This window comes from Streptomyces sp. GMY02 (assembly GCF_019056675.1).
GTDB lineage: Bacteria > Actinomycetota > Actinomycetes > Streptomycetales > Streptomycetaceae > Streptomyces > Streptomyces odonnellii.
On the sequence record NZ_CP077658.1, the window covers coordinates 7,152,537 to 7,177,264 of the forward strand.

Annotated in this window: 15 protein-coding genes; 10 read left to right on the forward strand and 5 right to left on the reverse strand. The window is 73.3% G+C overall.

Annotated elements, in window-relative coordinates:
- Window positions 1-298 precede the first annotated feature (298 nt).
- The 4 genes from KQY30_RS30485 to KQY30_RS30500 all read left to right on the forward strand — a co-directional run bounded on the left by KQY30_RS30485 (window position 299) and on the right by KQY30_RS30500 (window position 8,104).
- A complete protein-coding gene (locus KQY30_RS30485; RefSeq protein WP_217309746.1) occupies window positions 299-1,417 on the forward strand; it encodes a glycosyltransferase family 1 protein in 1,119 nt (372 codons plus the stop codon).
- Window positions 1,414-2,586, forward strand: a complete 1,173-nt coding sequence (locus tag KQY30_RS30490; RefSeq protein ID WP_046500738.1) for a glycosyltransferase — start codon at window positions 1,414-1,416, stop codon at window positions 2,584-2,586. Before KQY30_RS30485 ends, KQY30_RS30490 begins: the two co-directional genes overlap by 4 nt.
- A gap of 974 nt (window positions 2,587-3,560) precedes the next feature.
- The gene (locus tag KQY30_RS30495; RefSeq protein ID WP_217311409.1) at window positions 3,561-4,478 is read left to right on the forward strand and encodes an SGNH/GDSL hydrolase family protein; all 918 of its coding nucleotides are present in this window, start codon (window positions 3,561-3,563) and stop codon (window positions 4,476-4,478) included.
- On the forward strand, window positions 4,475-8,104 hold the full coding sequence (locus tag KQY30_RS30500) for a hydantoinase B/oxoprolinase family protein (RefSeq protein WP_217309748.1): 3,630 nt from the start codon (window positions 4,475-4,477) through the stop codon (window positions 8,102-8,104). The genes KQY30_RS30495 and KQY30_RS30500 overlap by 4 nt, the downstream gene beginning before the upstream one ends.
- A gap of 48 nt (window positions 8,105-8,152) precedes the next feature.
- On the opposite strand, the gene KQY30_RS30505 is transcribed toward KQY30_RS30500, so the two are convergent.
- From KQY30_RS30505 to KQY30_RS30520, 4 genes are read right to left on the reverse strand one after another with little or no spacing between them, the layout of a single operon-like run.
- Entirely contained in the window at window positions 8,153-9,019 is an 867-nt protein-coding gene (locus tag KQY30_RS30505) for a biotin-dependent carboxyltransferase family protein (RefSeq protein ID WP_217309750.1), read from the reverse strand.
- A complete protein-coding gene (pxpB, locus tag KQY30_RS30510; RefSeq protein ID WP_217309752.1) occupies window positions 9,016-9,648 on the reverse strand; it encodes a 5-oxoprolinase subunit PxpB in 633 nt (210 codons plus the stop codon). Before pxpB ends, KQY30_RS30505 begins: the two co-directional genes overlap by 4 nt.
- Window positions 9,645-10,409 (reverse strand): LamB/YcsF family protein, encoded by a 765-nt coding sequence (locus tag KQY30_RS30515; RefSeq protein ID WP_217309754.1) that lies wholly within the window; start codon window positions 10,407-10,409, stop codon window positions 9,645-9,647. The genes pxpB and KQY30_RS30515 overlap by 4 nt, the downstream gene beginning before the upstream one ends.
- Window positions 10,410-10,443: 34 nt before the next feature.
- Complete coding sequence (locus KQY30_RS30520) at window positions 10,444-11,721, reverse strand: MFS transporter (protein ID WP_217309756.1); 1,278 nt, start codon at window positions 11,719-11,721, stop codon at window positions 10,444-10,446.
- 155 nt (window positions 11,722-11,876) lie between these two features.
- Between KQY30_RS30520 and KQY30_RS30525 the strand changes: the two genes are divergently transcribed.
- The 4 genes from KQY30_RS30525 to KQY30_RS30540 all read left to right on the forward strand — a co-directional run bounded on the left by KQY30_RS30525 (window position 11,877) and on the right by KQY30_RS30540 (window position 20,623).
- Window positions 11,877-12,593: a GntR family transcriptional regulator gene (locus tag KQY30_RS30525; RefSeq protein WP_254407380.1), complete on the forward strand. Its 717-nt coding sequence runs from the start codon at window positions 11,877-11,879 to the stop codon at window positions 12,591-12,593.
- 170 nt (window positions 12,594-12,763) lie between these two features.
- Window positions 12,764-14,278, forward strand: a complete 1,515-nt coding sequence (locus tag KQY30_RS30530; protein WP_217309760.1) for a hypothetical protein — start codon at window positions 12,764-12,766, stop codon at window positions 14,276-14,278.
- A 210-nt stretch (window positions 14,279-14,488) separates the two neighbouring features.
- Window positions 14,489-15,331 carry a hypothetical protein gene (locus KQY30_RS30535; protein ID WP_254407714.1) on the forward strand — a complete coding sequence of 281 codons (843 nt, stop codon included), beginning with the start codon at window positions 14,489-14,491 and terminating at the stop codon, window positions 15,329-15,331.
- A 114-nt stretch (window positions 15,332-15,445) separates the two neighbouring features.
- A complete protein-coding gene (locus KQY30_RS30540) occupies window positions 15,446-20,623 on the forward strand; it encodes a hypothetical protein (protein ID WP_254407381.1) in 5,178 nt (1,725 codons plus the stop codon).
- On the opposite strand, the gene KQY30_RS30545 is transcribed toward KQY30_RS30540, so the two are convergent.
- On the reverse strand, window positions 20,610-21,062 hold the full coding sequence (locus KQY30_RS30545) for a hypothetical protein (RefSeq protein WP_217309763.1): 453 nt from the start codon (window positions 21,060-21,062) through the stop codon (window positions 20,610-20,612). The genes KQY30_RS30540 and KQY30_RS30545 overlap by 14 nt on opposite strands.
- Window positions 21,063-21,503: 441 nt before the next feature.
- On the opposite strand from KQY30_RS30545, the gene KQY30_RS30550 reads away from it, so the two are divergent.
- Together KQY30_RS30550 and KQY30_RS30555 are read left to right on the forward strand one after the other, a co-directional pair.
- Complete coding sequence (locus KQY30_RS30550) at window positions 21,504-24,287, forward strand: nitrate- and nitrite sensing domain-containing protein (protein WP_217311410.1); 2,784 nt, start codon at window positions 21,504-21,506, stop codon at window positions 24,285-24,287.
- Window positions 24,284-24,727 (forward strand): roadblock/LC7 domain-containing protein, encoded by a 444-nt coding sequence (locus tag KQY30_RS30555; protein ID WP_217309765.1) that lies wholly within the window; start codon window positions 24,284-24,286, stop codon window positions 24,725-24,727. The genes KQY30_RS30550 and KQY30_RS30555 overlap by 4 nt, the downstream gene beginning before the upstream one ends.
- Window position 24,728: the final 1 nt, after the last annotated feature.

Consider the following 24,728-nt stretch of genomic DNA (forward strand, 5'->3'; position numbering starts at 1 on the left):
CTTGTGCGGGACGCTCGGTGGATCGGCGTGCCCGGCGCGCCTCTTGGCGACTCCGGTGCGGGAACCAAACCGGAAGCCCGGCCGTTCACCGTGGTGATGGGCGGGCCCGGCGGTCGCCCGCCTGCCGCGGACGCGAGGTTCCGAGCGGCCCGATGATCTCGCTCCGTAAGGAAACCGGCACGCTCTGTGCATGGTGATCGCCCGCTGAGTGCTGCCCGCGTTTAATGCTCACGGGACGTTCCCCACACGTCAAGATCCACGTTGGCAGGGACACGTTCGGTGGGACGAGAACACGAATATGCGTGTCGCCATAGTTACCGAGTCCTTCCCACCGGATGTCAACGGCGTAGCCCACTGCGCCCTCCAGACCGCCCGGCATCTCGCCGCCCGCGGCCATGACCCGCTCGTCATCGCCCCGTCAGTCGCCGGCGATGCCGAGATCGACGCACCGTGCCCCGTGGTACGCGTGCCCTCCGTGCCACTGCCCGGCTATCCGCAGGTGCGGGTGGCGCTGCCCAGCCGGCGGCTCGCGGCGACCATCGCCGCCCACCGCGCCGAACTGGTCCACCTCGCGGGGCCGTTCGTGCTCGGCGTCCGCGGCATGACCGCCGCGTCACGGCTCGGGGTGCCCGCCGTCGCCGTGTACCAGACCGATCTGGCCCACTACGCCCGTACATACGTGGGCGCGGGCGAGGCGGCGGCCTGGCGCCGGATCCGCGCGGTGCACACCGCGGCCGACCGTACCCTCGCGCCGTCCAGCGCCGCCCTGCGCGATCTCACCGAGCACGGCATCCCCCGGGTACGGCTCTGGCCGCGCGGCGTGGACACCGTACGGTTCCGCCCCGAGCTTCGTGACGAGGAACTGCGCCGTCAGCTTGCCCCCAACGGGGAGCTGATCGTCGGTTATGTCGGGCGGCTCGCGCCCGAGAAGCATGTCGAACTGCTCGCGGGCGTCTGCGAACTGCCGGGCGTCCGGGTCGTGATCGTCGGGGACGGCCCCAGCGAGACCTCGCTGCGGAGCACGCTGCCCGGCGCGGTCTTCCTGGGCCGTACCACCGGTGACGCGCTGGCGCGCACCTTCGCCTCGTTCGACCTGTTCGCGCACACCGGGCCGTACGAGACCTTCTGCCAGACCGTGCAGGAGGCCATGGCCAGCGGGGTGCCGGTGATCGCGCCCGCCGCGGGCGGACCGCTCGACCTGGTCGACGACGGGCGCACCGGCACGCTGGTCGCGCCGCTCGACGCCGATGCCGTGACCCAGGCGGTACGGGACCTCGCGCACGCGCCCGCGCTCCGCGAGGCCTACGGGCGCGCGGCACGGACCACCGTCGAGGGCAGGACCTGGGCCGTCGTCGGCGACCAGCTCATCGACCACTACCACGAGGTCATCGGCGCGCGTACGGCGGTGGTCGCGTGAGCGGCTTGCGCATCGTACGGCTGGCCAACTTCGTCACCCCGGCCTCGGGCGGGCTTCGTACCGCGCTCCAGGAGCTCGGCAGCGGCTATCTCGCGGCCGGGCACGAGCCGGTGCTGATCGTGCCGGGGGACCGGGAGTCGGACGAGGACACCGTGCAGGGCAGGGTGATCACCCTGCCCGGTCCGGTCATTCCGGGCACCGGCGGTTATCGGGTGCTGACGGGCCGCCGGCGGCTGCGGCAGGTGCTCGAATCGCTCGGACCCGACCGGATCGAGGTCTCCGACCGGACCACCCTGCGGTGGACGGGGGAGTGGGCGCGGCGCCACCGCGTGCCGTCGGTGATGGTCTCGCACGAGACGGCGGACGGAGTGCTGCGGACCTGGGGCGTGCCCGGGATGGCCGCCGAGCGGACCGCGGACCGGCTCAACATGCGCAGCGCGTGGGCGTATTCGCGGATCGTGTGCACCACGGAATGGTCGGAGCGCGAGTTCCTGCGGATCGGCGCCCGCAACGTGGTGCGCGCGCCGCTCGGGGTCGATCTGAAGCGGTGCAGGCCGGAGCGGCGCAGCGAGGCGCTGCGCGCCCGGTACGCGCGCGGCGCGGACGTGCTGCTGGTGCTCGGCTCCCGGCTCTCGGTGGAGAAGCGGCCCGGCGCGGCGCTGGACGCGCTGGTGGAACTGCGCGACCGGGGCGTACGGGCGGTGCTGGTCGTCGCGGGCGAGGGCCCGCTGCGGGCCGGACTGGTCCGCAAGGCGCGGGCGCTGCGGCTGCCCGCGCTGTTCCTGGGGCATGTGGCCGACCGCGAGTCGATGGCGGACCTCCAGGCCGCCGCGGACATCTGCCTGGCACCGGGTCCGGCCGAGACCTTCGGACTTTCCGCGCTGGAGGCGCTGGCCTGCGGTACGCCGGTCGTGCCGAGCGCGTCGTCGGCGCTGCCCGAGGTGATCGGGGACGCGGGGGTGGCCGCGATCGACAGCGCGGTGTCCTTCGCCGACGCGATCCAGGAGCTGCTGACCCGCCCGGAGGACGCCCGCCGCGCCGCGGCGCGCGCCCGCGCGGAGCTTTTCAGTTGGGACAACGCGGTGGCCGGCTTCCTGGCCGCGCACGACGCCCCGATGCTGAACAAGGTCCCCTCGCAGATCCGCCGCCCGGACGGAGCCCAGAGATGACCCGCGGCGCGGACATCGCGGACCCGGTGCCGGACGGAGAGTGCGCGGGCACGCAGCCGCGCATCTTCGTACGCGGCGCCGACCAGCCTCCTCTCCCGGACCCCCGGGACCAGTCGGCCCGGACGGGCCCGGCGCCCGCGGGCCGCCCGGCCGACGGCGACGCCGTACGCGAGGCCGCTCAGCAGGCCGGACCGGCCGTACCGGCCGCCGCGGGCGGTGCCGCCGGCACGACCCGGTCGGATCGGGCAGAGTCGGCCGACGCGCCGATCCTCGGCGGCAGCCCGGCGGAGACGACATCCGCCGGTCGGCCCGGCGGGCCGGATCCTGCGATGCCCGTCGGCAGTTCTACGACGGTGGCCCCGGCCGTCCGGCCGGGTGCGACGGAAGCGGGGGCTTCCGACGGCGGCTCCAGCGGCCGGGCGACCGGGCCGTCGGCCGTCGGCGCCGTAGGGGCGACGGCATTCGCTCCGGGCCCGTCCGGGCCCGTACCGCCGCAGGCGGCGCACGGCGCCGGGACGCCGGTCGCGGGTGCCGCCGGGGCACCCGCGCAGCCGACGCACGGCTTTGGCACCGCGCCCGGTGCCAAGGCGCCGATCACGAACAGTGTCGCCGGTGAAGCGGCGGCCGGGCCGTCGGCCGGCAGCGGCGTCGGGGAGGCGGCAGCCGGCTCCGGCAGCCGCGGATCCGTACCGTCGCAGCCGACGCACGGCGTCGGGGCTCGGCCCGACGCCGGATCGTCGGCCGCAGGCGGCATCGGCGAAGCGGCAGCCAGGACCGTACCGCCGCAGACAGCGCCCGGCGCCGGTGCCGCGCACGGCGCCGGGATGCCGGTCGCGGGTGCCGCCGGGGCTTCCGCGCAGACGGTGCCCGGCGTGGGCGACGCGCTTGGCGTCGAGTCGTCGGGCGCAGGCGGTGTCGGGACCGGCAAGGCCGTCGGCGGCCGGGGCGAGCAGCGGCGTGGCAAGGGGCTTGTCATGGCGCCGCGCGCGTTGCGGTTTGCCGCGTTGGGGGACTCGCTCACCTCCGGCGTCGGTGACCCCGTCGACGGTGGGTGGCGCGGGTGGGCCGCGTTGCTCGGTGGGGCGCTCGGGCCCGCCCGGGCGGCCGGGGCCGGGGGCGAGAGCCCCGTACGGTTCCACAACTTCGCCGTCAGCGGCGCCCTGACCCGCGATGTCGAGGAGGAGCAGGTCCCCGCGGTCCTCGACTTCGGCCCCGACATCGCCTCCGTCGTCGTCGGCGTCAACGACACGCTCCGCTGCGCCTTCGACATACAGGACATAGCCCAGCGTCTCGACCGCGCCTGCGCGGCCCTCGCCGCCCGTGGCGCCGTCCTGCTGACCACCTGTCTGCCCGACCCCGGGAGCATGCTCGGACTGCCTCTGCCGCTCGCCCGTCCCCTCGCCCGCCGCCAGCGCGCGCTCAACGCCGTCGTGCACGCCCTGGCCGCCCGCTACGACACGATCCACCTCCATATGGCCGACGCCGCCTGGGTCGGCGACCGGTCGCTGTGGAGCGCCGACCGGCTGCACCCCGGAGAGCGCGGCCACCGCATGATCGCCGCGCGTTTCCACGCACCGCTCGCCGCGCGCGGTCTCGCCATCGGCCCTCCGCCGTCCCTGGAGGCCGACCAGGCCCCGCCCAGCCGCGCCGCCGTCATGATGTGGCTCGCCACCAAGGGAGCGGGCTGGGTGGCGCGCCGCTGCCAGGACCTCCTGCCGGAGCTGCTGCGGCTCGCGGGCGACGAGGTACGGCACTGGGCCCGCGGCACCAGCGCCCGTCTCGACGCCCACGCCGAACAGGCCCTCTCCCGGGCCCTCGCCACCCTGTCCCCGCTCTCCGCACCGCTCGCACCGCTGTCGCCGGGTGTCCCGCTTGCGAGAATGGGGGAATGACCGGGCGCTGGGAATTCTGGATCGACCGGGGCGGCACCTTCACCGATGTGGTGGGCAGGCGCCCCGACGGAGAGCTGGTCACCAGGAAGCTGCTCTCGCACCACCCCGAGCGGTACCGGGACGCGGCGGTCGCCGGTATCCGGCTGCTGCTCGGTCTCGGTCCACGGGACCCGGTCCCGTCCGACCGGATCGCCCTCGTGAAGATGGGGACGACCGTCGCCACGAACGCGCTCCTTGAGAGACGTGGTGAGCCGACCGTCCTCCTCATCACCGAGGGCTTCCGGGACGCCCTGCGGATCGCGTACCAGAACCGGCCCCGGCTGTTCGACCGCAGGATCGTGCTCCCCGAAGCGGTGTACGACCGTGTCATCGAGGTCCCCGAGCGGGTCGACGCGCACGGCGCGACCGTACGGCCCCTCGACACCGGCACCGTCACCGAGCGGCTCCGCGAGGCCCACCGTGACGGCTTCCGCAGCGCCGCCGTCGTCCTGATGCACGGCTACCGCCACCCCGCGCACGAGAGCGCCGTCGCCGAGGCCGCGCGCGCCGCGGGATTCACGCAGGTGAGCTGCTCGCACGAGGTCAGCCCGCTGATCAAGCTGGTGCCGCGCGGCGACACCACCGTCGTGGACGCCTATCTCTCCCCGATCCTGCGCCGCTATGTCGACGAGGTCGCCCAGGAACTGCGCGGAATCCGGCTGATGTTCATGCAGTCCAACGGCGGCCTGCGGGAAGCCGCCCACTTCCGCGGCAAGGACGCCGTCCTCTCGGGCCCGGCCGGCGGAGTCGTCGGCATGGCCCGTACGGCACGGCAGGCGGGCTTCGACCGGGTCATCGGCTTCGACATGGGCGGCACCTCCACCGATGTCTCGCACTACGCGGGCGAGTTCGAGCGGGAGCTCGGCACCCAGGTCGCCGGGGTCCGGATGCGCGCCCCCATGATGAACATCCACACCGTCGCGGCGGGCGGTGGCTCCGTCCTGCACTTCGACGGCCAGCGCTACCGTGTGGGACCCGACTCCGCGGGGGCCGTGCCGGGCCCCGCCTGCTACCGGCGCGGCGGCCCGCTCACCGTCACCGACGCCAATGTGATGCTCGGCCGAGTCCAGCCCGCCCACTTCCCCGCGGTGTTCGGCCCGCACGGCGACCAGCCCCTGGACACCGAGGTGGTACGACGCCGCTTCGAGGAACGCGCCGAGGAGGTCCGCAAGGCCACCGGTGTCGCCCGTACCCCCGAGGAGGTCGCGGCCGGCTATCTGGAGATCGCCGTCCTCAACATGGCGAACGCCGTCAAGAAGATCTCCGTGCAGCGCGGCCACGACATCACCCGCTACGCCCTCACCAGCTTCGGCGGCGCCGGCGGACAGCACGCCTGCGCGGTCGCCGACGCGCTCGGGGTGGACACCGTGATCGTGCCGCCGCTCGCCGGGGTCCTCTCCGCGTACGGCATCGGCCTTGCCGACGCCACCGCCATGCGCGAACAGTCCGTCGAGGCCGAGCTGACCGAGGAGACCCTGCGCCGGGTGCGTGAGCTGTGCGGCTCGCTCGCCGGGCGCACCCGCGCCGAACTGCGCGCCGACTCCGTCCCCGACACGGCGATCAGCACACGCGCGCGGGTGCTGCTGCGGTACGCGGGTACGGACGCGAGCCTGCCGGTCGCGCTGGACGGGGTGGCGGCCATGGCCGGGGCGTTCGAGGACCAGCACCGCGCGCGCTACGCCTTCACCATGGACAAGCCGCTGGTCGTGGAGGCCGTATCGGTGGAGGCCGTGGGGACTTCGGGGCCGTCCGCTCCGTACACCTCCCGGCGCTCCGACAGCCGGCCGGGGCGGTCCGGACCGGACGCCGACGCGGAACCGTACGCCTCCGTAAGGATGTTCAGCGAAGGCCGTGTCCACGACACCCCGCTCCACCGCAGGGACGATCTGCGTCCCTCCGACACCGTGACCGGCCCCGCCGTGATCGTCGAGGCCGACGCCACGACCGTTGTCGAACCCGGCTGGCGGGCGACGGCCGGCGAGCACGGGCATCTGCTGCTCACGCGCGTACGGCCACGCCCCTCGCGGACCGCCGTCGGTACGGATGTGGATCCCGTGCTGCTCGAGGTGTTCAACAACCTCTTCATGGCGATCGCCGAGCAGATGGGCGTACGTCTGGAGAACACGGCTCATTCCGTCAACATCAAGGAGCGGCTCGACTTCTCCTGCGCCCTCTTCGACGCCGAGGGCAACCTGATCGCCAACGCCCCCCACATCCCCGTCCATCTGGGCTCCATGGGCGAGTCGATCAAAGAAGTCCTGCGGCGCAACGAGGACACCCTGCGGCCCGGCGATGTGTACGCGATCAACGACCCGTACCACGGCGGCACCCATCTGCCCGATGTGACCGTCGTGACCCCGGTCTTCGACACGGCGGGCGAGCGGCTGGACTTCCTGGTGGCCTCACGCGGCCACCACGCCGAGATCGGCGGTGTCACCCCCGGCTCCATGCCCGCCTTCAGCAGGACCGTGCAGGAGGAGGGCGTGCTCTTCGACAACTGGCTGCTCGTCAGGGACGGCCGGTTCCGCGAGGCCGAGACCAGGCGCCTGCTCACCACCGCGCGGTATCCGTCCCGCGACCCCGACACCAATCTCGCCGACCTGCGGGCCCAGATCGCCGCGAACGAGAAGGGCATCGCCGAACTGGCGCGCATGGTCGACCAGTTCTCGCTGCCGGTCGTCCAGGCCTATATGGGACATGTACGGCGCAACGCCGAGGAGTCCGTACGCCGGATCCTCGCCGGGCTGGACGACGGCTCGTACCGCTACGAGACCGACGGCGGCGCGGTGATCGAGGTGGCGCTGCGCGTCGACCGCGCGGCCAGGAGCGCCGTCCTCGACTTCACGGGCAGCTCCCCGCAGCTCCCGGGCAATTTCAACGCGCCCACGTCGGTGGTGATGGCCGCCGTGCTCTATGTCTTCAGGACGCTCGTGGCCGACGACATCCCGCTCAACAGCGGCTGTCTCGAACCGCTGGAGGTCCGCGTGCCGGACGGCTCCATGCTGGCGCCCGCCTACCCGGCGGCGACCGTCGCGGGCAATGTGGAGACCTCGCAGGCCGTCACGGGCGCGCTCTACGCGGCCCTGCGCGTCCAGGCCGAGGGCTCGGGCACGATGAACAACCTCACCTTCGGCAATGACCGGGTGCAGTACTACGAGACCGTGGCCAGCGGTTCCGGCGCGGGCGACGGCTTCGACGGCGCCGACGCCGTACAGACCCATATGACCAACTCCCGGCTCACCGACCCCGAGGTGCTGGAGTGGCGCTATCCGGTACGCGTCGACGCCTTCGCCGTACGGGATGGCAGCGGCGGGCCGGGACGCTGGCACGGCGGCGACGGCGTCGTCCGCCGGATCCGTTTCCTGGAGCCCATGACGGTGGCACTGCTGACCGGCCACCGCAGGGTCCCCCCGTACGGCATGGCCGGCGGCGGCCTGGGCGCGCGCGGCGCCAACGAGGTGGAGCGCGCGGACGGCACGGTCACCCCGCTGCGGGGCGTGGACTCGGCGGAGGTCGGCCCCGGTGACGTACTGGTCATGAGGACACCGGGCGGCGGCGGTTACGGCGAGGCCACGGCGCCTTCGTAGCCGTCCAGACCGCGCGGCCCGGTGGGAGCGCTGTCGTCCGGGCCCGGTTCAGCGCCGTACGGGAACGAACCGTACGGGCGTGCCGGGCGCCGCCTGTGCCGCCGCCGGGAGGTCACGCTCCAGGACGACCGCGATCACCGGATAGCCGCCGGTGGTGGGATGGTCGGCGAGGAACACCACGGGACGTCCGTCCGGAGGCACCTGTACCGCCCCGGTCACCATGCCCTCGCTGGGCAGTTCGTCCGGAACGGCGCGGTCCAGCGGCGGGCCCTCGGTGCGCAGCCCGATGCGGTTGCTCACGGACGACACCCGGTAGCCGTGGGTGGCCAGGGTGCGCAGCGAGCCGGCGCTGAACCAGTCGTCGCGGGGGCCGAGCCGTATCCGCAGCACCAGTTCGGCCGGCGGCGACGGAGCGGGCGCCCAGTCCACCGGCGCCGCCCGGCCCGCCGGCGGGCCCAGCGGCAGGGCCTCGCCGTCCCGCAGCGGCGCGGGTCCGAGGCCCGACAGCAGATCCGTGGACCGGCTGCCCAGCACCGGTTCCACCGAGATCCCGCCGTCGAACGCCACATAGGCGCGGAGACCGTGGACGGCGGGGCCGATGTCGAGGACCGCGCCCGCGGGGACCCGAACGGCAGCGCCCCAGGCCACCGGCCGCCCGTCCACGGACACCGCGCACGGCGCACCGGTCACCGCCACGACGGCCGGGCGGCGCGGCCGTACCGCGCATCCGGTGAGCGTCGTCTCCAGCGCCGCGGCGCCCGCGGGATTGCCCACCAGCCGGTTGGCCAGCCGCAGTGCGGGCTGATCGAGGGCCCCGGAGCGCGGTACGCCCAGATGGGCATGCCCGTACCGGCCCAGATCCTGCACCGTGGTCAGCGCCCCGGCCCGGACGACCCCGAAGGCCCGGTCCGTCACCGCGCGGCCATGCCGTGGTCCACGGGCACGAATCTGACCCGGGTCCCCGGCGTGAGCAGCGCGGCGGGCGCGCGCTCCGGGTCCCACAGGACCGTGTCCGTCGTCCCGATGAGCTGCCAGCCGCCGGGCGAGGAGCGCGGATACACCCCGGTGTACGGTCCCGCCAGCCCGACGGAGCCCGCGGGCACGGCCGTACGCGGAGTGGCCCTGCGCGGTACGGAGTACCGCTCCCCGAGCCCGGTCAGATAGCCGAAACCAGGCGCGAACCCGCAGAAGGCGACCCGGAATTCGGCCGCCGAGTGGATCCGTACGACCTCGTCCTGCCGCACCCCCCACAGCGCCGCCACATCCGCCAGATCGGGACCGTCGTACCGGACCGGCAGCGCGACGGCCTCCGTCGCGCGTGCGAGCGGTGCCCGGCTCCGCCAGCCGTCGAGCCCCGCCGCGAAGCCGGCCGGATCGTCAAGACCGTCGAGCAGGACGGTACGGGCCGCGGGCACTATCTCCCCGACCGGCGGCAGGGTGCCCTCGGCGCGGCGGCGAAGCAGTTCCGCGTGGAACGCCTCCGTCGCCTCGCCGTCGGCCAGTTCGACCAGCAGCGCCCGCTCGCCGACCGGCAGCGCTCTCATACGAATGCCTCCACCCGGACGCCGGAGGCCTCCAGTTGGCCGCGCACCCGCCGGGCCAGACCGACCGCGCCCGGGGTGTCGCCGTGCACACACAGCGACCGGGCCCGGACCGCGACGGACTGCCCGCACCGCGAGGTCACCACCCCGAACCGGGCCATGGAGACGGACCGTTCGACCACGGCCGAGGTGTCCGTGATCACCGCGCCGTCCTGCCCGCGCGGCACCAGCGTGCCCTCCGGGGTGTACGCCCGGTCGGCGAACGCCTCGGTGACGACGGGCAGTCCGGCCTTCTCCGCGTGCTCGTGCAGCCGCGAGCCCGGCAGTCCGAGCACCGGCAGCCGCTCACCGCTGAGCATGATGCCCTCGACGACGGCCTCGGCCTGCTCCTCGTCGCGTACGACCCGGTTGTAGAGCGCGCCATGCGGTTTGACATAGGCGACCCGGGCGCCCGCCGCCTTGGCGAACACCTCCAGCGCACCGATCTGGTAGGCGACTTCGGCCGCCAGCTCGTCCGCCGGCACCTCCATGGACCGGCGGCCGAACCCCGCCAGATCGCGGTACGAGACCTGGGCGCCGATCCGTACGCCGCGCTCCACCGCCCAGTCGCACACCCGCCGCATGGTCGCGGGGTCGCCGGCGTGGAACCCGCACGCCACATTGGCGCTGGTGACGACGGAGAGCAGGGCCTCGTCCTCGGTCAGCCGCCAGCGGCCGAAGCCCTCGCCGAGGTCGGCGTTGAGATCGATGGACGCCCAGGTCATGAAGCCACCTTCCGATCGGATCCAGTCGGTTTCGTCAGAGCAGCTCGCGCCCGCGCGTCTCGGGCAGTCCGAGCAGCGCGACCACGGCGAGACCGTAACCGACGGCGCCGAAGACCAGCGCGCCGCCGACCCCCCAGCTCGTGGCCAGAAAACCCACCACGGTGGGGAATATCGCGCCCACGGCCCGGCCCGTGTTGTACGTGAACCCCTGGCCCGTACCGCGTACCGCCGTCGGATACAGCTCACTGAGGAACGAGCCGAAGCCGCTGAAAATGGCCGACATGCAGAACCCGAGCGGGAATCCGAGAACCAGCAGCCAGCCGTCCGCCGCGGCCGGCAGATTGACATAGGCGAGGATCGCGAGCCCGGAGAGCACCGCGAAGATCGCGACATTCTTCTTCCTGCCGAGCCGGTCGGTGAGATAACCCCCGGTCAGATAGCCCGTGAAGGCGCCGGTGATCAGGAAGGTGAGATAGCCGCCGGTGCCGATGACCGTGAGGCCCCGTTCGGACTTCAGATAGGTCGGCACCCAGGTGGCTAGCGTGTAGTAGCCGCCCTGGACACCGGTGGACAGCAGGGTCGCGAAGAAGGTCGTACGGAGCAGGTCCCCGCGGAAGATGGCGCCGAACGAGCCCTTCTCCGTGCTGGTCCTGCGCTGTTCGGCCGCGGCCGGGGCGTCGCTGACGTTCCGCCGTACGTACACGATCAGCAGCGCGGGCAGCGCGCCCGTCCAGAACATCACACGCCAGGCGGTGTCCGCGTCCAGGAACTGGAACACCAGGGTGTAGACGATGACGGCGAGCGCCCAGCCGGCCGCCCAGGCGCTCTGGACGGCGCCGAGGGTACGGCCGCGGTGCTTGCCGGAGGCGTACTCGGCGACCAGGATCGCGCCGACGGCCCACTCGCCGCCGAAGCCCAGGCCCTGAAGTGCGCGGAAGACAAGCAGGGTCTCGTAGTTGGGCGCGAAACCGCAGAGGACCGTGAAGACCGCGTAGGTGATGACCGTGATCATCAGGGCCCGCACCCGGCCGATCCGGTCGGCGAGCACCCCGGCGACCGCGCCGCCCACGGCGGAGACCACGAGCGTGACGGTGGTGAGAAGTCCGGTCTGGCCGCTGTCGAGACTGAAGTAGGCGGCGATCGCCACCATGCTCAGCGGCAGGGTGAAGAAGTCGTAGGAGTCCAGGCCGTAACCGCCGAACGCGCCCGCGAACGCGCGGCGCCCCTGCGGTCCCAGTGCCCGCAGCCACGCTAACGCACCGGTGTCGTCGGGGAGTTCGTTCTTGTCCAGACGTGCTTGGGTCGTGCTCATCTGCACCTCGCAGGAGGGTGAGTGTGCCGGGACCGTGAGCTGTTTTCACCGTAGGGGATTGTTCAACGATCCGACAAGGCTCATGTTGTTTCGTTCTTGCTTCTACGATGAGTCCAGGACGGGACCAGACCGGACGGACTCAGGGAGAGAGCGCTGTGGGGACGAGCGGGACCGAACTCGGCGAACTGGCGGACGACCGCCCGCTGCTGGGCCGTACGAGCACGGCGGAGCGGGTCGCGGACATCCTGCGGACCCGGATCGCGGAGGGCTACTTCCCGCCGGGGGAGCGGCTGTCCGAGGACGCCATCGCCAAGGCCCTGGCCGTTTCGCGCAACACCTTGCGCGAGGCGTTCCGGCTGCTCACGCACGAGCGGCTGCTCGTCCATGAACTCAACCGGGGGGTCTTCGTCCGGGTGCTCGCGGTCGAGGACGTCGAGGACATCTACCGCACCCGCCGGCTGATCGAGTGCGCGGTGGTACGGGGGCTGGACGGGCCGCCGTTCCCGGTGGACGGACTGGAGAAGGCGGTCTCGGAGGGCGAACAGGCGGCGCGCGAGGAGATCTGGAAGGGCGTCTCGACGGCGAACATCCACTTCCACCGCGAACTGGTCGCGCTGGCGGGCAGCGCGCGCACCGACGAGCTGATGCGCGGGGTCCTGGCGGAACTGCGGCTCGCCTTCCATGTGGTGGACGATCCGCGGGGCCTCCACGAGCCGTATCTCGTACGGAACCGGCAGCTCCTGGAGTCGCTCAAGTCGGGGGACAGGGACGGTACGGAGCGGATGCTGGCGGAGTATCTCGACGACTCGCGCGAACGGCTGGTGGCGGTGTACGCGGGGCTGCTGTCGGAGGAGGGGACGGAGTCCGGCTGACGCTCCGCGTGATCGGTGCGCGTGGCCGGTACGCCGGGATTCATGACGGGTCCGGGGCGGGTCCGTGACGGGGGCACGGCCGGTACGCGTGGCCGGTTAAGGCATCCCGGGCCGCGGTCGCTTCCGCACTGTTTCGACCGATGTCAGTGCGAGGACCTAATCTGTTCCCCGTGACTTCGCACGCCTCGACGGACTCCGTTCCGCCCCAGCCCGGCGCGGGGCCGCGACCCGCGCAGGGCCCGGCCGCCGACGAGGGGCTCGCGCGGCGGCTGCGCGCGCTCGCGTGCACCGCGCCGCTGCACGACCTGGACACCCGCAAGGCCAATCTCGCGGGGGAGTACGCGATATACGGCATGGCGGAGGTCGCGCTCGCCGCGATCGATCTGGTCACTCTGAACATGGACTTCGACACCGGCGCCGACCACGAACAGATAGTGGGCAGGCTGCTGCCCCGAATCGCCGCGCAGGCACCGGGCCGTCCGGCCGCCGAACACGAGCGGGTGGCGCGCTGGGTGCTGGAGAACCTGATCAACGTCGGCAGCGTGGACCGCGGATTCCGCGCGGTGTACGGCACCTTCGGCACCGACGGCGTCTACACCCGCAGGGACTACGACTTCAAGCTCATCGAGGAAGTCCCGGGCCACGGCGGCAGCGTGTATCTCCGTACGACCGACGAGGCGGTCAATGTCCTGGTCGGCGCGCTCGACACGGATGTCACCAGCGCGCAGATCGCCGCCGAGGTCAAGCTGGAGGTGCTGATCAACCGCGGCAGGCTCGCCGACGCGCAGCTCGCCGCGGAGCAGGCGCGCTACCGCACCGTGCAGTACGCGGAGACCCTCCGCCGCACGCTGGAGGCGACCCGGCGCAATGTGCGGGCGGTCGACTGGCTCAACTCCGTACCGGACCTGATCGACGAGGCGCTGAGCCATGTCGCCGACCGCTACCGCCACGAGAACGCGATCCTGACCAATATCCGCAAGGCACGCGACGAGGCCGAGACCGGCGCCGACCCCAGGACGGCGGAGCACAAGCGGCGCGCCGCCGAGCTGGTCGACATCGTCAAGGACTGCATCCGCCGGCACACCCAGCTCCAGTCCCGGCTGCTGGAGGCGGGCCCGCTGTTCCGCGCGGAGCAGGACCGGCAGGCCTTCGCCCGGCCCACGGCCCATACCGGCCTCGACCTGTACGGGCAGCTCGTCGCACCCCTGCTGCCGCTGCCGGTCGAGCGGGCGACGCGCGTGACGGACGCGTTCTTCGCCCGGGGCACCGGCCTGCGGACACCCGTGTCCGTGCGGGTCGGCGATCTGATCGACCTGCTGCTCACGCCGCCGCTGGAACGGGAGCACCTCGGCGCGGAGATGCCGGAGCCGGACCTGATCGCGACCCCGGACGACAGCCGCTTCAGCGAGGAGCAGCTCGCGAACGCGAAGGCCCTGCTCGACCTGGAGGACGACGCCCCGCGCCGCCTCTCCGGCCTCCTGTCGGCCGCCCGCCGCTCCGACCCCGAACTTCCCTATCTGGTGGCGCTCCTGGCCATCCACGCGGCGAGCCCCCCGGTGGGCACGGCGCACCGCCAGGGCGAGGACCGCCTGCTGTTCGCGGTGGACGACGGGACGCCACTGGAGGACCCGGAGTTCGGCGGGGCGGACCTGATCGTGGGCGTGGCACGGTTGGGGGTGGCGTAGGTGTGCGGCGATACGGTGCCGGCCGGCGAATCCAGCCCGTCCGGCGTCTGAGGACGGAACCGCCGGCCCCGGTACCGGGCGCTTCCCGCCCGGGCTTGCGCTTGCGGGCCAGAAACAAGCCCGTCCGGCGATTGAGGACGAACACAGACCAGGAGCCCGCACCCCGTGAGCGAGCAGTACCAGCCCGAAAGCAACGGCACCGGCGCCGAAATCCGCGCTGCCGCACCCCCCACCCTCACACCCCCGGACGTCGCCGACGCCGCCCGCCTCGTCTCCTTCGGGCTTCAGCCCAAGCTCCCGCCCGCCCGTGACATCGAGTACACCGAACTCCTCCGCCGCTACCGCGAAGAGCCCGCCTTCGCGCGCGTCGCCGACGCCGTCGCCACCGGACTCGGCCTCGTCGTGCTGGAGGTCTCCCCGCGTGCGGGCATGGCGGTCACCGCGGCCGAGGACTCCGTCTTCGCCGTCCGCATGGGCGACTACGCCCGCCGCGCCTCGACCGACTCCGCCGACCGGTTCCTGCACGGCCTCGCCCATCTCGCCGTCGCGGCCATGGCCTTCCCCCGCCCCGAGGACCTCGCCGACGACGGATACATCGGCCGGATCACGGTCAACGGCGTCGACGCGTTCGTACGGCAGGCCTGCCGCCGGCTGGAGGAGCGGGCCGAGGCGGACGGGGAGAACACCGACCCGTCGACCGACGCGCCCGGACTCGAAGCCGCCTGGCGGATCTACGCACGGCGCAGCGCCACCGGCGCGACCAAGGACGCCCGCAGGCTGGCCGGTTCGACGACCGGCATCGTGGGCAAGGCGGTCGCGTTCCTCACCGACTCCGGCTTCCTCCAGCGCACCGGTGACGACGCCGGAGGCACGTACCGTACGACCGCCCGCTACCAGCTCCAGGTACGGGACATGGCGGGCCACGCGGCCATGGCCGAACTGCTGGGGCTGGGCGTCGTGCCCGTCAGCGACGGCTCCGCCACCCTGCTGCCGCCGCCCGAGGGCGACGACCTGGAGCTGGCCGCCGACGCGGGCCTGCCCTTCCACGCCTGACGCCCCGCACGCCGGAGGCCCCTCCACACCTGACACGGCACGCCGCAGGCCACCGTGCCGTACCCCACCGACCGAATCCCCCACCGCTGTTCACCACGACGAGAGTCCGCCGCCATGTACGAGCTGTCCCGGGTCCGCCTCTACTCCATCGGGCCTGCCGGTGCGCGCTACGCGGACACCGTGCTCGACCTGCGTGACGTGGGCGCGCCCGTACCGCATCCCGCGCCCGCCCAGGCGGAGTTCTTCGAGGAGGAGCCGGTAGGACCGCCACGCCGCCCGGCCCCGGCGGGCGTGCTGTTCCTGGAGAACGGCGGCGGCAAGTCCGTACTGCTCAAGCTGATCTTCTCGGTGATGCTGCCGGGCCACCGCAACACCCTCGGCGGCGCCAGCTCGGGCGTGCTGCGGAAGTTCCTGCTGGCAGACGACTGCGGGCATGTGGCCCTGGAGTGGCAGCACACGCTCACCGGTGAACTCGTGGTGGTCGGCAAGGCCAGTGAGTGGCGCGGGCGTCAGGTGTCGAACGACCCGCGGAAGTTCGTGGAGGGCTGGTACTCGTTCCGGCCGGGCCCGGGGCTCAGCCTGGACTCCCTGCCGGTCGCCGAGTCCACCGCCGTACGCCCGCCCGTCGAAGGCGCGTCGGGCGCGCGGGGCAGGCGCCGCACCATGAAGGGGTTCCGGGACGCCCTCACGGAGGCGGGCAAGTTCTATCCGCATCTCGACGTCCACTGGGAGGAGATCCACGACCGCTGGAACGAACACCTCGGTGATCTGGGCCTCGACCCCGAACTCTTCCGCTACCAGCGCGAGATGAACGCCGACGAGGGCGAGGCGGCGGGCCTTTTCGCGGTCAAGAAGGACTCCGACTTCACCGATCTGCTGCTGCGTGCCGTCACCGACACCCGGGACACGGACGGCCTCGCCGATCTCGTCGGCGGGTTCGGCAACAAGCTGGGCCGCCGCGCCGAACTGACCGCCGAGCGCGACTTCACCGCCGGTTCCTTCGATCTGCTGGGCCGGATCGTCGAGGCCGCGGAGACGCGTGCGCGGGCCCGGGAGATCCACGCGGGTGCCGAGCGCCGGGCCCGTACGCTCGTACGGCGGCTCACGGCGCGCGGAGCCGAGGAGCGCGGGCGTGCCGCGGACCTGGCGCAGCGGGTCACCGGCGCCGCGCACACCGTGGCCACGGCCGAGCAGGCGCGCGGGCGCGGTGCGCTGATCGCCGCCGAACTGGCGTACCGGCATGCGTCCCTGGCCCTCACCGCCGCCGAGAAGCGCGCCGCCGCGCAGCGCCGCGAGCTGACCGACGCCCGTACGCTCCACTCCGCCTGGCAGGCGGCCGAGGCCGTGCTGCGCCACCGCGCCGCCGCCGACCGCTCCGCGCGGGTGGCCGCCGCGATCCGTGATGCCGAGCGCGACGCCGCGCCCGCGCTGGCCGCGCGCGCGACCGCGGCGGCCGATCTCGTACGGGCGCTGCACGCGGCGGCCGAGGACGGCGAGCGGCTGGCGAACGAGGAGGAGGAGCGTTCCGCGGTCCTCCAGGAGACCGGCGAGGCCGCCCATCGCGACGCGACCTCCGCCGCGACCGAGGCGCAGCGCGCCCGCAGCGAGGCCGGGCATCTGCGGCAGCGGCTGGCCGAAGTGGGGCAGGAGACGGCCGAGGCGGTACGGGCGGGCTGGCTCGACGACACCGCGCCCGACGCGGATCCGGCGCGGGCCGCGCTGGCGGCGAGCGACGCGGAGAAGTCCGCCGTCGCGAGCTGGGACACGGCCCGTGAGGCCGCCCGCACGGCCGCCGACCGCGCCCGTGAGGCGGCCTCCGCCGAGTCCCGCGCCGAACTCGCAGCGGCCCGCGCCGCCGACGCGGCCCTCTCCGCGGACCACGCCTACGAGGCGGAACGCCGAGCGGCGGACTCCCTGGCCCAGTCCGACCGCCTGACAGCCCTGCTGAGCCTCCCCACCCCACCCCGTCCGGCCGCATCGCTGGCCCACCACGACAGGGGCCCGCGCGCCGACGCCCGCGTCGACGACTCGGCGGGCACGGAGGAACCGGCCGACCCGACCGGTGGCGATTCCACCAGGGACGCCCAGGGGCCTTCCCTGGCCGGCGGCCATGGAGCTGGCCGTACGGCCGACGTCACAGCCGGTGGCACGGCCGGTCCGGCCGACGAGGGAGGCACGGTCTCGCACGAATCGTCCGAGCCGGGCCACCCCTCCGGTCCGGCCGGACCGCAGGTCGGCGGGGCGAGCCCGGGTGGACATCCGGCCGGCGCGGGCCCGGCAGGGTCGTCTGCGCCCGGCGGTTCTGGCGGTGGCCGGGCGGCCCGTGCCAGCGGGGATCCCGAGGCCGGCGGTTCGGGCTGGCGCGTCAGCGCGGGCGGGGGCCGGGGCGTGACGGGCCCCGGTGGACTTCCCGCTGTCGCGCGGACCGACCCGCGTTCCTCCGTGCGGCGGCGCAACGTCGACGCGCCCCTGACCGCCGAGGAACTCGACCGGTACGCCGACGAGTTGCGGGAGTTGCTCGACCTCAGCGTCGGGTCCGCCGAGCGGCAGCTTTTCGAACTGCGGACCGCCGCCGCCGACGACGCGCGGATTCTGGGGGCGCTCGGGGACGGGGGGCTGTTGCCGCCGGGGCCCGATGTGCTGGCCACCGTGGAGTATCTGGGCGAGCACGGCATCCCCGCCCTGCCCGGCTGGCGCTATCTCGCTCAGGCCGTCGACCCCGCCGACCACGCCGCCGTACTGGCCGCGCGGCCCGAACTGGTCGACGGAGTGGTGATCACCGACCCCGGCTCGCACGCCCGGGCCCGGGAAACCCTCGCGGGCGCCGCCCTGTTGCCGAGGTCCGCCGTCGCCGTGGGGACCGCCGCCGCGCTGCTCGCGCCCGTCCCGGGCCCCGGCGCCGGGGGCGCGGACGACGGCGGGGTCTTCCTCGTACCGCCGAACCCCGCCATGCACGACGAGTACGCCGCCGACGAGGAACGGCAGGCGCTGCGCGCCCGCGCCGCTGCCCGGGACGAGGAGATCCGGGTGCTGGCGGCCCGGCTCGCCGCCGACCGTTCGCTCGCCGCGAGGCTCAGCGCCTGGCGTACGGACTGCCCGCCCGGCATGCTCGCCGAGCTGGCCGAGGCGGCCCGTACCGCCAGGGCCGCGGCGGAGGCGGCCGCGGCGGCACTCACCGAGGCCCGTACGGTGCGCGCCGAGGCGGACGAGGCCGCCGCCGACACTGCCCGCGTCCGCGACGAACGCCAGGACGCCGCCCAGCGCGCCCGCCGCGCCGCCGACGCCCTCGCGGGGCTCGCGTTCCGGCTCCGCGAGCGGTCCGGCTGGCAGGCGAAGCTCCGCGAACTGGCCGACGAGGCAGCCGAGTCCGAGGCGCGCGCAGCCGTCTGCCTGGAGCGGGCCCGCGCCGCCGACGAGGACCGCAGGGCCGCCCAGCGCGCCGCCGACGACGCCCGCCGTACCGCCCGCGCCCTGCGCGCCGAGCGTGCCGAGATCGCCGGCGCGCCGGAGACCCTTCCCGAGCGGGACCCCGATGTGCCCCGCACCGCGCTGCCCGCCCTGCGCGAGGCGTACCGCGCCGCTTCGCAGCTCTACGAGAAGGTCGGCGTCGGCGCCGATCTGCGGGCCGAACAGGCCCGCGCGGAGAGCGACGAGAGCGCCGCCCTCGCCGAACTCGACCGGCTCACCAACAAGGTCCGCACCCGCGCCGCCCAGCTTCTCGAATCCACCGACGGCGCCGACGGCCCGTCCCGCCAGGCCGCCGCCGCCCGCGCCGAATCGCTCGTCCAGATGCTGGAGTCACGCGCGTCCGCCGCCAGCGAGCAGCTCGGCCGCTTCCGCGGCGAGGCCGAGCGGCTCGCGCCCGCCGACGGCGACGCGCACACCGAGCTGCCCGCGGAACTGGCACCGACCGACGCGGAGAACGCGCAGAGCCTGCTCCGTACCGCCACCGCCGAACTCGCCGCCAGGACCGAGGCGCTGGACACCGCCCGCGCCGCGCACGCCGAACTCCTCCAGTCCCACCGCGCCGCCGAGGACGCGGCAGGCGGTTTCGACGATACGGCGGCCCTTCTGCGTGACCTGCTCCGCGGCGCCGTCGCCGAGGACGGAGCGGACGAAGACACCGACCGGCAGTCCGAGCCCTACCCCGGCACGCCGGCCGAGGCACGGCACGCCACCGCCGAGGCCCGCCGCTCACTGCGCGCCTGCGCGTCCGACCTCTCCGCGGCCGAGTCCGCCGTACGGGAAGCCTGTGACGTGCTCGTACGGCATGCCAACTCGACCCGTTACGAACAGGTCCGCACCCCCGCCCGCCAGCAGATCCGCGAACTGCCCGCCTCCGCGCTGCCCGAGCACGCCGCCCCCTGGGCACAGGCCTTCGCACCCCGCCTGCGCGTACTGACGGACGAGCTGGCACAGCTCGAACGCAACCGCGACTCCATCGTCGACCGGCTGCGCGGCCTGGTGGAGTCCGCGCTGACCACGCTCCGTTCGGCACAGCGGCTCTCCCGGCTGCCGGAGGGCCTGGGGGAGTGGTCCGGCCAGGAGTTCCTGCGGATCCGCTTCGAGGACCCGGACCGCGCCGCGCTCACCGAGCGGCTCGGTGAGGTCATCGACGAGGCGACCCGTTCCGCCCTCAAGAAGAACTCCGACCTGCGCAGGGACGGTATGTCCCTGCTGCTGCGCGGAGTCCAGGCGGCGCTCCAGCCCAAGGGCGTCGCCGTCGAGATCCTCAAACCCGACGCCGTCCTGCGCGCCGAGCGCGTTCCGGTGGGGCAGATGGGCGACGTCTTCTCCGGCGGTCAGCTCCTCACCGCCGCGATCGCCCTGTACTGCACGATGGCCGCCCTGCGCAGCAACGACCGGGGCCGCGACAAGCACCGCCACGCGGGCACGCTCTTCCTCGACAACCCGATCGGGCGCGCGAACGCCACGTATCTGCTGGAGCTCCAGCGCGCGGTCTCGGACGCCCTGGGCGTACAGCTCCTTTACACCACGGGCCTTTTCGACACGACGGCGCTGGCGGAATTCCCGCTGGTCATCCGGCTGCGCAATGACGCCGATCTGCGCGCGGGACTCAAGTACATCAGTGTCGAGGAGCATCTGCGCCCGGGGCTGCCCCAGCAGGACCCGGAGGGCGAAACGGTGCACGGCGAGATCACCGCGACCCGGATGTTCCGCCGAACCCCCGCACAGGACCAGCCCCCAGCAGACCAGCCCGCCTCCGCCTCCGGACCCGCCCTCGGCCCCGCCTCTGGCACCGGCCCGGCCTCCGGCCTCACGCCTCGCTGAGCTGGTTCCGCCCCTGCTCCCGCCCCCGCCGCCGTATTCGCGCCGCTTGCCGCGCCGCGCTCCGCGCCGCCCGTCTCGCCCTGCGCCGCTCCCGGCGCAGGGCGCGCGCCGTACTGCTGGGCACGGACACCACACCATTGCGCTGGTTCCACACCTGCCGTGTGACCCAGACGTCCAGCACCCCCCAGGTCGCCACCACCGTGGAGGCCACACTGCTCAGCACCATCGGAAAGGCCAGCCAGGAGCCCGCGAGCGTGCTCAGGAACGCGACCATGGCCTGAATCAGCGTCACCGCGGCGATGATCACGGCGCGGACCGCCGCCGTTCTGACCGGATCCGGCATGCGGTAGCGCGTCGCCGGCTCCTCGACCCAGAGCCCCCGTGAAACCCGTCCGATCCCACCGTCCGACGCCGCGTCACGCCGTTCATACGTCTCCATGGACGTCACTCCCCACCCGCTGTCCACCGTCCGACTCCACAGGGTGACTGCCCGCCCCGCCACGCTTCACGCCGGCCATGGAACCGAATGTGAGACGTGGACCGCGCGGGCGTTCCCGGCGCCGGACTCATCTCCGTACACCGTCACCCTCATCCCCGTACGCAAAGACGAACGGAAGTGAGCGAAGATTCCCCTGCGAGCCCTGAGCGAATGATTCAAGCCAACTGCCCCGGCCGGTAAGCGCCGTCGCACCCGGCTCAATGCCTCCCCACGGCGGAAGTCATCTCGCCGAATACCAGGACAAGGCATAATCAACACGCCGGGCGGCGGCCGAAAATCATCCGTATGTGTCTTCGAGTTGCCGGTGTGACAGTAGTAGGCTCGCGCCGTTTGCTGACGGAGCATCTCCCGCACCGGGCGGGGATCGAGCTGGGGGAGGCCATGCGCTTTCGCGGGAAATCCATCCGCCGGAAGATCGTGGCGCTGCTGCTCGTGCCGCTCGTCGCGCTCACCGTCCTCTGGGCCTTCGTCACGGTGCTCACCGGCGGCCAGGCCACTCAGCTCCTCAATGTCGGCCATGTCATCAGCAGAGTCGGTCACCCCGTCGAGGAAGCGATCCTCGACTTCCAGAGCGAGCGCCGGCAGTCGCTCATCTTCCTCGCCGACCCCCGGGCCTCGGACGCGCTGACCGAACTCCGTGCCCGCCGCGCCGACACCGACGCGTCCGTGGCCATCTTCAAGGCGAACGCCACCCGCGGCATGGTCGAGCAGATGGACGACACCACCGCCGAGCGGTTCAACGCGATCCTCGTGGCCCTGAAGGGCCTCGACCTGATGCGCCGCTCCGTGGACGAGAGCACGGTCACCCGCGAGAAGGCATTCGACTTCTACAACCTGGTCGTCGACCCCGGCTACACCTTCCTCGCCTCGCTGTACGGGTACGAGGACGTGGACGGCGACAACTGGGGCCGCGCGCTGGTCGGTCTCGACCGCGCCCGCGAGATGGTCGCCCGCGAAGACGCGGTGATCGCCTCCGCGCTGGTCGCCCGCAGAATCACCGCCGTGGACATCCGCACGGTCTCCGACCTGATCGCGAGCCGCAACACCCTCTACCAGACCAACCTCTCGGACCTGCCGCTCACCGACCGGGTGACGCTCGAACAGTACTGGCGCACCCCCGCCACCCTCGCCCTGCGCGAGACCGAGGACGATCTCATCGAGGCCGGTCCCGTCAACGGCCCCAAGGCCGTCGACATCGCGCACTGGCGGGAGATGACCGCCCCGGTCCTCACCGACCTGACCAACGAGAGCGCCAAGACGGACGCCCTCTACCGGGCCCATATCGACCCGGTGCGCCGTGAGGTGTTCATCCGGCTCGCGATCGCCGCCGTCGTCGGCTCCGCCGCGCTGCTCATCTCGGTGATCGTGTCCGTACGCATCGGCCGCGAGCTGATCCGCGACCTGACCCACCTCCGCAAGGAGGCCCACGAGGTCTCCGGCGTACGCCTCCCCAGCGTCATGCGCCGCCTCGCCGCCGGTGAACAGGTCGACGTGGAGACCGAGGCGCCCAGGCTCGACTACGAACGCGACGAGGTCGGCCAGGTCGGCCAGGCACTCAACACCCTCCAGCGCGCCGCCGTCGAAGCCGCCGTCAAACAGGCCGACCTGAGGCGCGGAGTCTCCGAGGTGTTCGTCAACCTCGCCCGCCGCAACCAGGTCCTGCTCCACCGGCAGCTCACGCTCCTGGACACCATGGAACGCCGTACGGAGGACACCGAGGAACTGGCCGACCTCTTCCGGCTCGACCACCTCACCACCCGTATGCGCCGCCACGCCGAAGGCCTGGTGATTCTCTCCGGAGCCGCGCCGTCCCGGCAGTGGCGCAAGCCGGTTCAGCTCATGGACGTCGTACGCGCCGCCGTCGCCGAGGTCGAGGACTACGAGCGCATCGAGGTCCGCAGGTTGCCGCGGATCGGCGTGGGCGGCCCCGCGGTTGCCGACCTCACCCATCTCATCGCCGAACTCCTGGAGAACGCCACGGTGTTCTCCCCGCCGCACACCGCGGTCCAGGTGCACGGCGAGCGGGTCGCCAACGGCTTCACCCTGGAGATCCACGACCGCGGCCTCGGCATGGCGCCTGAAGTACTGCTCGACGCGAATCTGCGGCTCGCCGAGACCCCCGAGTTCGAGCTGTCCGACACCGACCGTCTCGGCCTCTTCGTGGTCAGCCGGCTCGCCCAGCGGCAGAACGTACGGGTCTCGCTCCAGCCGTCCCCGTACGGCGGCACCACCGCGATCGTCTTCCTGCCCGTCGCGCTGCTCACCGACGCCCCCGAGACCGAGGGCACCGGATTCCGTCTGGACCGCAAGCGAGCCACGGGCGGCAACGGACGCCACCGCGCCGACGGCGGCCACGGCCGGCGCACCGCACTGGCGCAGGTCCCCACCGGACGGAGCGGCGCGCCGTCCGTGCTCGACGGCCCCGTCGAGCTGGAACCTCCGGTCGGCGTTCTCGGAATGGAGAACGGGCCGGTACGCGGAGGAGGCGACGGCATCGCCGATCTGGAGGACACCGACAGCGAGCGCGGAAGGCTCTTCCGAGCCCGGGAACACCTCCGCGACTCCGCCAACGACCCGCGCGACATGCGGGACGCCAGGGACATGCGGGACACGCGCGACGACGGCCGCGACTTCCGTGACCGGCGGGACGGGCGTGGCGCACAGCCGCCCCGCGGTCTCTACGAACAGCACCAGCAGGCCGCGGACCCCGCCTCCCCGCGCACTCCCGATCCGGCTCTGCCCCGCCGCAAGCCCCCCACGCTGGTCGTGGACCGGGGCCGCCGCGTGGACGAACCGGGCCGTGCCCACGCCGCTCGGGAACAGTCCACCGGCGCGCCGGGCCGTACCTGGTCCGACGGCATCCCCGCCCAGCCCTCGGCCCAGGCCGCCGCACCGCCGTCCGACGGCGCCCCGCCCCTGATCGACGGCCTGCCGCGCCGGGTCAGGCAGGCCAGCCTCGCCCCCCAGTTGCGGGAAGCCGTCCCGGACCGCACCGGACGCCGCACCCCCGCCGGGCAACACGACGAACGGGACGCGGACGAAGTACGCAGCCGTATGGCTTCTCTCCAACGGGGCTGGCAGCGCGGCCGTCGGCAGAACGATGCCGAGGACTCCACCGGCCCCGGCGATACACAACGAACCACATCGGAGGGGGACGGTCGATGACCGCACCGGACGCCGCAGCATTCAATTCCATGGACCCCAACGGCTCGGGTGAGCTGAACTGGCTCCTCGACGAGCTCGTCGAGCGGGTCGCCAGCATCCGCAAAGCCGTGGTCCTCTCCGGCGACGGACTGGCCACCGGTACGTCCAAGGACCTCACCCGGGAGGACGGCGAACACCTCGCGGCCGTCGCCTCCGGGTTCCACAGCCTGGCCAAGGGCGTGGGCCGCCACTTCGACGCCGGCAGCGTCCGGCAGACGGTGGTGGAACTCGACGACGCGTTCCTCTTCGTGACCGCCGCGGGCGACGGAAGCTGTCTCGCCGTGCTGTCCGACGCGGACTCCGACGTCGGCCAGGTGGCGTACGAGATGACGCTGATGGTCAAGCGGGTCGGCGTCCACCTCGGCACGCCGTCCCGGACCGGTCTGCCCGCCGGAGGGTGAG